8 protein-coding genes are annotated in these 8,886 nt (G+C 36.1%); 7 read left to right on the top strand and 1 reads right to left on the bottom strand.

The window, feature by feature from the left end:
- Positions 1-116: 116 nt before the first annotated feature.
- On the bottom strand, positions 117-1,052 hold the full coding sequence (gene ctaA / locus ACODS7_RS29705) for a heme A synthase (RefSeq protein WP_016080456.1): 936 nt from the start codon (positions 1,050-1,052) through the stop codon (positions 117-119).
- A gap of 497 nt (positions 1,053-1,549) precedes the next feature.
- On the opposite strand from ctaA, the gene ctaB reads away from it, so the two are divergent.
- The 7 genes from ctaB to ACODS7_RS29670 all read left to right on the top strand — a co-directional run bounded on the left by ctaB (position 1,550) and on the right by ACODS7_RS29670 (position 8,791).
- Positions 1,550-2,473: a protoheme IX farnesyltransferase gene (gene ctaB, locus ACODS7_RS29700; protein ID WP_001015060.1), complete on the top strand. Its 924-nt coding sequence runs from the start codon at positions 1,550-1,552 to the stop codon at positions 2,471-2,473.
- A gap of 93 nt (positions 2,474-2,566) precedes the next feature.
- The gene (coxB, locus tag ACODS7_RS29695) at positions 2,567-3,616 is read left to right on the top strand and encodes a cytochrome c oxidase subunit II (protein WP_243169349.1); all 1,050 of its coding nucleotides are present in this window, start codon (positions 2,567-2,569) and stop codon (positions 3,614-3,616) included.
- 60 nt (positions 3,617-3,676) lie between these two features.
- A complete protein-coding gene (gene ctaD / locus ACODS7_RS29690) occupies positions 3,677-5,512 on the top strand; it encodes a cytochrome c oxidase subunit I (RefSeq protein WP_172452085.1) in 1,836 nt (611 codons plus the stop codon).
- Positions 5,512-6,135 (top strand): cytochrome c oxidase subunit III, encoded by a 624-nt coding sequence (gene ctaE, locus ACODS7_RS29685; RefSeq protein WP_000557861.1) that lies wholly within the window; start codon positions 5,512-5,514, stop codon positions 6,133-6,135. Before ctaD ends, ctaE begins: the two co-directional genes overlap by 1 nt.
- A gap of 3 nt (positions 6,136-6,138) precedes the next feature.
- Positions 6,139-6,471 (top strand): cytochrome c oxidase subunit IVB, encoded by a 333-nt coding sequence (ctaF, locus tag ACODS7_RS29680; protein ID WP_016080458.1) that lies wholly within the window; start codon positions 6,139-6,141, stop codon positions 6,469-6,471.
- An 80-nt stretch (positions 6,472-6,551) separates the two neighbouring features.
- A complete protein-coding gene (gene ctaG, locus ACODS7_RS29675) occupies positions 6,552-7,457 on the top strand; it encodes a cytochrome c oxidase assembly factor CtaG (protein ID WP_016080459.1) in 906 nt (301 codons plus the stop codon).
- Between the two features lie 335 nt (positions 7,458-7,792).
- Positions 7,793-8,791 (top strand): formamidase, encoded by a 999-nt coding sequence (locus ACODS7_RS29670; protein ID WP_000535802.1) that lies wholly within the window; start codon positions 7,793-7,795, stop codon positions 8,789-8,791.
- Positions 8,792-8,886: the final 95 nt, after the last annotated feature.

Raw genomic sequence — 8,886 nt, 5'->3', positions numbered from 1 at the left:
TTATCAAGCTGCCTAATGAAATAACCGTGTCTAACTTTTAGGGGTCACTTCAATACAGCTCTTTTCTTTATTGCAAAAAATCCCTTGCCGAATTGGCAAGGGATTTTAGTTTTAAATTATTTTGTTTGTTTAGAAGTTGATTCGGCTTCTTTTGCATTCACTTTACTTCTTGTTCCTAACATAACTAAATAGCATAGTACGGCAAACAAGCAAGAAATGAATAGAGAATGTAACAATGCCATTGCTAAACTAGCGTTTGTAAATACAACTAAAATTCCTACTACAGCTTGAAGTGTAACAAGGATAAATGAAATGATCCATCCCCAATATACTACAGGTTGCTGTTTGTAATGACGAATAGCGAGAATCATCGCGTAAAGTATCCAAGCGAAAATTAACATTGCTGCAACTCTATGGCCCATTTGAACCCACTCATGTAGTTGAGTTGGCATAGGTCTGTTTTTGCTACATAAAGGAAAGTCTGGACAGGCTAAGCTAGCTCGTTCGTGACGTACTAAAGCGCCTGTGTAGACGACGATATAACTGTAAATTGTTACACCATAAATATGAAATTTCATTTTTTTGTCCATAATAAGTGAACGTGCATCAAATTTTTGGTCAATTTCAAAGATAAGACACGTTAATAAAATGACAGAAGCGAATGAAATTAAGGAAATACCGAAATGGATAGCAAGTACAGCTGGCATTTGTCCCCAAACAACTGCTGCTGCTCCCATTAATGCTTGTGCAACTAAAAATACGAAGGATAAAATTGCTAACGTTTTTGTTTCACGCACATGTTTATAATATTTCCAGGATAAAATACAAAGGAGAGTGACAAGAATTCCAGCTGATCCTGATGTTAATCGGTGGCTAAGTTCAATAATAGTTTCCATTGATAAATTAGATGGAACAAATTCACCGTTACAAAGTGGCCATGATTTACCACAACCTTGACCAGAACCTGTTTTTGTAACTAAAGCGCCTCCTAATAAAACTATTAATAAATCAAGGCTTGTAATGACTGCTAACCATTTAATAAAGCGTTGCAATCTCTTTCACCATCTTTCTGCTATGAAGTTATTGCGAAATATTTTCATTCCATTATGTATAGAATAAAACGCGCTAGTTCCTATGATATATAAAAAATAATAAAATAGCAAAGAAATGGAGGGGGAAGACAAGGGAGAGAAAATAGGTGTGAAAACAGGGTTCGTAAGGAAAAATTTAGGTGAAAAATAGGCTATTTTGAAAAGAAATGGGGAGAATACGTGTTAAATAGGAGAAAATAGTTTATTATAGAATGTAACATCATGTTATGATAAGGACAAGTCAGAATGAAGTTTTTTATATTCGACACAAAAAGTTCATGTTTTCTTCACAAAATGTTCAGGAAATATGATTTAATATATTGGAGTATGGGCGTAGATTAGTAGTAGAATGGGTTAACAATGTTTCTACTGTAATAATATTGCTATATAGAAGCGAATTATTTCATTTGAAATAGGCGCAAAAAGAAAGATGAAAGTTTTAAGAGGGGGTTAGAGTGATGAACCATGCAACAAGTGAGCTGCATGATGAGTCCGCTGTTACAAGTGTACCGGAAACAACTCGGTTACAAGATTTATCAGCACTCGTTAAAATGGGGATTGTAAACTCAAATACACTTACTGTATTTACAGGATTTTGGTTGGCGTTACACTTTAATGGATTAAGTGTGATGGACAATCTGGATAAGCTATTTTTTACAATCGTTGGTTCTGGATTAATTATGGCGGGGGTATGTTGTTTAAATAACTACATCGATAGAGACATCGATCCGTTAATGGAAAGAACAAAGACTCGTCCAACGGTTACTGGAAAGTATAAACCAGGATTTGCACTTACATTTGGACTAGTTATATTACTTCTTGGATTTGTATTCTTATTATTAACAACACCAATGGCAGTTTTAATGGGATTTATTGGTGCTTTCACATATGTTGTCCTATATACTTTATGGACAAAGAGAAAGTATACACTAAATACTGTTGTAGGTAGTATATCTGGAGCAGTTCCACCTTTAATTGGATGGGCAGCAATCGATCCATCTTTAGGTCATCCAATTGCTTGGATGTTATTTTTAATTATGTTTATTTGGCAAATCCCACATTTCCTTGCATTAGCGATGAAACGTGTTGATGAATATCGAAATGCAGGAATTCCAATGCTTCCTGTAGTTCATGGATTTGAAATTACGAAACGCCAAATTATGATTTGGACAGTATGTTTATTACCACTACCATTTTATATGAGTGGACTAGGGATAACATTTATGGTAATTGCAACACTGCTTAACATCGGATGGATCGCTTTAGGATTTTATGGCTTCCGTAAGAAAGATGACATAAAATGGTCCGTGCAAATGTTTGTTTATTCCCTAAATTATTTAACAATCTTATTTGTATCAATGATTGTAGTTACATTCTTCTAAGACAACGACATAATTGGATTTCTTTACGTTGAGATTTACTTTACTTAACTATAAAGTACAATCTAATTCACAAGGAAAGTGGGGGTTGTTTGTATGAAGAAACAGTGGCGACTGCTTTCGTTCGTTTCACTGCTGGCTTTACTGTTAGGGGGATGCGGTGAAGCCTTTCAATCTACTTTAATTCCGCAAGGAGAAGTAGCAAAAATGCAATATGATTTACTTCTACTGGCGAGTGCAATCATGGTAGGAGTAGTACTAGTAGTTACTATTATTTTCTTGTATGTAATTGTGCGTTTCCGACAAAAGAAAGGTCAGGAAGATTATATTCCAGAGCAAGTTGAAGGAAATCACAAGCTAGAAATTATATGGACAGTTATTCCGATTATTCTTTTACTAATCTTAGCTGTTCCAACGGTTACATATACATTCAAACTTGCTGATGTAAGTGCGATGGAGAAAAAGAATATTGATAAAGATACTATCGTTGTTGATGTAACAGCGAATCTTTATTGGTGGGAATTTTCTTATAAATCAGAAAAGATAGTAACTTCGCAAGATTTAGTCATCCCCACAGGTAAGAAAGTGTATTTAAATTTGAAGGGTGCCGATATTAAACACTCATTTTGGGTTCCATCTTTAGCTGGGAAAATGGATACAAATACAGACAATGTGAACAAAATGTGGTTAAAGGCAGATAAATCGGGCACTTATAATGGTTTTTGTACAGAATTTTGCGGCCCATCACATTCTTTAATGCAATTTAAAGTGAAAGCTTTAGATGAAAGCGAGTACAAAAATTGGCTTGCTGATATGAAGAAGATTGATGGGAAGAAAGAAGTAGCTTCAACAAAGGCGCAAGAGGGCCAAGAAATATTTAATAAAAGCTGTATTGGTTGTCACGCAGTTGGATCTAATGATAGTAGACCACCTTCCGCTCGTATCGCACCAAACTTAGCAAACTTTGCGGATCGCGATATGGTTGCTGGTATTGCCGAAAACAATGAAGAAAACTTAAAAAAATGGCTGAAAGATCCTGAAAATATGAAGCCAGGAAACAAAATGACTGGCAAATATGGCAACTTAACGGATGATCAAATTGATGCATTAAATGCATACTTACAAACGTTAAAAGTTGAAAAGTAAAGAGGGATTATTCGCGAAGGGGAGGTTGAAAACGTGAGTTCTGTAGCAAAAAAACAGGGGATGGGTGCTGTCATATGGGATTATTTAACGACAGTAGACCATAAAAAGATTGCCATTCTCTATTTAATTGCAGGTGGATTGTTTTTTGTAATAGGCGGAATAGAAGCTCTATTTATTCGCCTTCAATTAGCGATTCCTAACAACGCTTTTCTTGTTGGGGATGCTTATAATCAAGTATTGACGATGCACGGTACAACAATGATTTTCCTCGCAGCTATGCCACTCGTGTTTGCATTTATGAACGCCGCTGTACCACTTCAAATTGGTGCACGTGATGTAGCGTTCCCGTTTTTGAATTCACTCGGATTTTGGTTATTTTTCTTTGGTGGAGTATTTTTAAATTTAAGTTGGTTTTTAGGTGGAGCACCTGATGCAGGATGGACATCTTATGCATCTTTAGCTTTAGCCTCTAAAGGTCATGGTGTTGATTTCTATGTACTCGGTTTGCAAATCTCAGGTATTGGTACATTAATTGGAGGTATTAACTTCCTTGTAACCATTATTAATATGCGTGCGCCAGGAATGACGTATATGCGTATGCCGATGTTTACATGGACGACATTTGTAACATCTTCGCTTATATTATTCGCTTTTCCACCGTTAACTGTAGGATTAGGACTTTTAATGTTAGATCGTTTATTTGGAACAAGTTTCTTTAATCCAGCATTGGGCGGGAATACAATTATATGGGAGCATTTATTCTGGATTTTCGGTCATCCAGAAGTATACATTCTTATACTCCCAGCTTTCGGAATATTCTCAGAAATCTTCGCGACATTTTCGAAAAAACGATTGTTTGGTTATTCATCGATGGTGTTTGCGACTGTATTAATTGGATTTTTAGGATTTATGGTATGGGCGCATCATATGTTTACTGTTGGACTTGGTCCAGTTGCTAATGCTATTTTCTCAGTTGCAACAATGGCGATTGCGGTTCCGACTGGTATCAAAATATTCAACTGGCTCTTTACAATGTGGGGCGGAAATATTCGTTTTACAACACCGATGATGTGGGCAGTAGCTTTCATTCCATCATTCGTCATGGGTGGAGTTACAGGGGTTATGCTAGCATCTGCACCAGCTGATTATCAATTTCATGATAACTATTTCGTAGTAGCACATTTTCATTATGTAATCGTTGGCGGTGTTGTATTTGGTTTACTTGCAGGAGCTCATTATTATTGGCCACTGATGTTTAATAAAGTATTAAATGAAACATTAGGAAAGATAACGTTTTGGCTATTCTTTATCGGTTTCCATTTAACGTTCTTTATTCAGCATTTCCTTGGCTTGATTGGTATGCCACGCCGTTACTACACATATCTTGAAGGGCAAGGGTTGGAAATGGGGAATATGATTAGTTCTATCGGAGCGGTGTTTATGGCTCTTGGGACGATTGTTCTTCTATTCAATGTAATTAAAACGACAGTATCAAAAGAAAAAGCTGGTCGTGATCCGTGGGATGCACGTACATTAGAATGGACGATGCCAGCACCGACACCAGAATATAACTTTAAACAACTACCATTTGTTCGCGGATTAGATCCGTTTTGGATTGAAAAACGTGAAGGTAATAAAGAGATGACAGCAGCGGAACCAGTTGGTGATATTCATATGCCAAATCCTTCGTTTTCACCATTTGTCATTTCTTTCGGATTGTTTATAGCGGCATTTGGTGCAATGTATATGCAGGGCGGAAAAGATAAGTTCTGGTTATTAGTAGCAATTATTGGTTTAATCATTACATTTGGCACAATGTTCCTACGTTCAGTAATCGATGATCATGGATATCATATTCATAAGGAAGATTTAGAGGATAAGGGGGGCAAGGCATAATGCATGTAGATGAAAAATTAACGAATGAAACATTTCCAGCAGAGCCTGAAAAAGCAACCCTTGAGGGGAAAAATAAGTTTGTCGGCTTTTGGTTATTTCTTGGAGGCGAAACAGTGTTGTTCGCTTCCTTGTTTGGCACATATTTAGCGCTAAAGAATTCTACAAATGGTGGACCAACATCTCAAGAGATGTTCCAAATGCCGCTCGTTTTCATTATGACGATGCTTTTATTAACGAGTAGCTTAACGAGTGTATATGCGATGTACCATATGAAAAACTTTAACTTTAAGAAAATGCAACTTTGGTTACTAGTAACTGTATTGCTAGGTTTAGGTTTTTTAGGGTTTGAGATATATGAGTTTTATCATTATACACATGAATTTAAGCATACTATGAGAAGTAGTGCGTTTGGCTCTGCGTTTTATGCTCTTGTTGGTACACATGGACTCCACGTATTGTTTGGATTGTGTTGGATTTTAACATTAATCTTTAGAAATGCGAAGAGAGGTCTAAATTTATACAATGCACCGAAGTTTTATGTTGCATCGATTTATTGGCACTTTATTGACGTAGTTTGGGTGTTTATTTTCACTGTAGTATATTTAATGGGAATGGTGGGATAAACAATGGCGATAAAGCAAACGAATAATCCTAAAGTTGATCTTGTTTATCGGAAGAGAAAAAGTGCGGAGGAAATGAAGCATCAAGTTATTACGTTTGCATTAATGATTTTTTTAACATTAGTTGCATTTGTAGCAGTGGCGTATCCAAAAACTTTTAGTCCGACTTTCTCGGTGCCATTTATTTTACTATTAGCAGTGGTACAAGTGATTTTTCAATTGTATTATTTTATGCATATGAGTCATAAAGGACATGAAGCGGCAAGTTTCTTTCTTTACTCTGGTCTGCTAATAGGGTTAATTACAATTTTAGCTTTTATGACAATCGTGTGGGTTTGAAAAGTGAAAAATAAGGGAGCTTGTGTTGTCACAGCTCCCTCTTCATATTATGGAATAACCTTAAGAAGGTAGGTGTGACAATGAGTAACTTATGGATATTTGGTTTTCAGGCTTTATGGAGTCCAATTTTTTTATTATTTATGCTTTCGATTCTTATTGGGTACTTCTTAATTATTGGGCCTTATAGAATGAGATTTGAAAATGCGACGAAGGTAAGTAAGAAGCAAATTATTTATTTTACGACTGGTATTGTTCTTTTGTATTTTGTAAAGGGAGGGCCTATTGATTTAATTGGCCATATTATATTTAGTGCTCATATGTTTGAAATGGCAGTCATGTATATTGCAGTTCCACCGTTACTGTTGCTTGGTATACCAATTTGGTTATATCGTTACATTACTTCTTTTAAGTTCGTTCAAATTATATTAAAGGTATTTGCTAAACCACTTATTGCATTGTTTGTATTTAACGGCCTGTTTTCTTTTTATCATTTACCAGTTGTTTTTGATACGGTAAAACAAAGTCAAATTGCTCATCCTATTTGTCTCACTATATTGTTTTTTACAGCAATCATGATGTGGTGGCCGATGCTAAATCCGTTACCAGAATATCAAACGTTAAGTGATATAAAGAAACTTGGTTACATGTTTGCTAACGGTATATTATTAACGCCAGCTTGTGCGTTAATAATTTTTGCGACGGCTCCGTTATTCGCAACGTATACGGATCCAGCCGCTTGGATGAAAGCAATGGAACTATGTGTACCGGCGGGCACTTTATCAGATTTAAATATAACTGGACCAGAATTTTTACACTGGATGCCAGTAGTACAAGACCAACAAACTGGTGGTATCATAATGAAAATTGTCCAGGAAATAGTGTACGGTACAATTATAGGCTATGTATTCTTTAGATGGGCACGTAGAGAGCGTGAAAAGGATAAGGAGCAGTTGCAGCAATTACCACCTTATTTGCAGACTAAGTAGAAGAAGTGTATGGGAGATCTCATGCACTTTTTTCTTTTAAATTATAATGAGTATAAAAGATTGAATTTTCTGACCTTTTATGTTAACTTAGTGTAGGCATGTACTAAAAGTGGATATAAAATTTACTACTAGCTTTAAGACGTAATATTTCCATATGTAGTGCAAGTTTTTTAGAGATTTACAACTTTCTCCTGCTATTTGCGGGAGTCGGGCTGTCCGTAAAAGCCTGATTGGTGAAGGTTAATAATCAGTGAGGGATGGACACCCCGCTGATTAAAGTTTCACTTTATAGTGTTTTCTTTAATAAACATAGACTATTTTAAGGGGGAATTTAAATGGGTAGTAGTGGAAGTATGGTAAAGCCGATTAGTGGTTTTTTGACAGCGTTAATTCAATATCCAGTACCAGTAGTAGAGTCACGTGCAGACATTGATAAACAAATTCAACAAATCATAAAAACAATTCATTCGACTAAATCAGGTTACCCTGGATTAGAATTGATAGTATTTCCTGAATATAGCACACAAGGGCTCAATACAAAAAAATGGACTACAGAAGAATTTTTATGTACAGTGCCTGGGCCAGAAACCGACTTATTTGCTGAGGCATGCAAAGAATCTAAAGTATATGGTGTTTTTTCAATAATGGAAAAAAATCCTGATGGTGGAGAACCGTATAATACAGCAGTTATTATTGATCCACAAGGTGAAATGATTTTGAAGTATCGTAAGCTAAATCCTTGGGTGCCAGTCGAGCCTTGGAAAGCTGGAGATTTAGGCTTACCTGTTTGTGATGGACCTGGAGGAAGTAAATTAGCTGTTTGTATTTGTCATGATGGCATGTTCCCTGAAGTAGCTCGTGAAGCGGCCTATAAAGGAGCAAATGTCTTGATCCGTATTTCTGGATATAGCACACAAGTTAGTGAACAATGGATGCTAACCAATCGTTCAAATGCATGGCAAAATTTAATGTATACATTGTCGGTAAACTTAGCGGGTTATGATGGTGTATTTTATTACTTTGGTGAAGGACAAGTATGTAATTTTGATGGGACTACTTTAGTACAGGGGCATCGAAATCCTTGGGAGATTGTGACTGCTGAAGTATATCCGGAACTAGCAGATCAGGCTAGATTAGGATGGGGATTAGAAAATAATATATATAATCTAGGGTCAAGGGGATATGTAGCAACTCCTGGTGGGGTGAAAGAAAATCCATATACGTTTGTAAAAGATTTAGCTGAAGGTAAATATAAGGTTCCTTGGGAGGATGAGATTAAAGTAAAAGATGGATCTATTTATGGATATCCAGTAAAAAAAACGATTCATTCTTAGGGAAGAGAAATAAAACAAGCGCATCATATTGATGCGCTTGTTTTTCAGGCTGTGGAGAAAGTCTTCTCTACAGCCTGTTTTTGTGTCTGAACCTC

Source organism: Bacillus sp. FG16, assembly GCF_057809515.1.
This window is presented reverse-complemented; position numbering and strand designations above follow the sequence as displayed.

Excerpts from the sequence above, each read along its gene's own strand:
- ctaB (WP_001015060.1), top strand. The coding sequence starts at position 1,550 with ATGAACCATGCAACAAGTGAGCTGCATGATGAGTCCGCTGTTACAAGT.
- ctaF (WP_016080458.1), top strand. The coding sequence starts at position 6,139 with ATGGCGATAAAGCAAACGAATAATCCTAAAGTTGATCTTGTTTATCGG.
- ACODS7_RS29670 (WP_000535802.1), top strand. The coding sequence starts at position 7,793 with ATGGGTAGTAGTGGAAGTATGGTAAAGCCGATTAGTGGTTTTTTGACA.
- coxB (WP_243169349.1), top strand. The coding sequence starts at position 2,567 with ATGAAGAAACAGTGGCGACTGCTTTCGTTCGTTTCACTGCTGGCTTTA.
- ctaG (WP_016080459.1), top strand. The coding sequence starts at position 6,552 with ATGAGTAACTTATGGATATTTGGTTTTCAGGCTTTATGGAGTCCAATT.
- ctaD (WP_172452085.1), top strand. The coding sequence starts at position 3,677 with ATGGGTGCTGTCATATGGGATTATTTAACGACAGTAGACCATAAAAAG.
- ctaE (WP_000557861.1), top strand. The coding sequence starts at position 5,512 with ATGCATGTAGATGAAAAATTAACGAATGAAACATTTCCAGCAGAGCCT.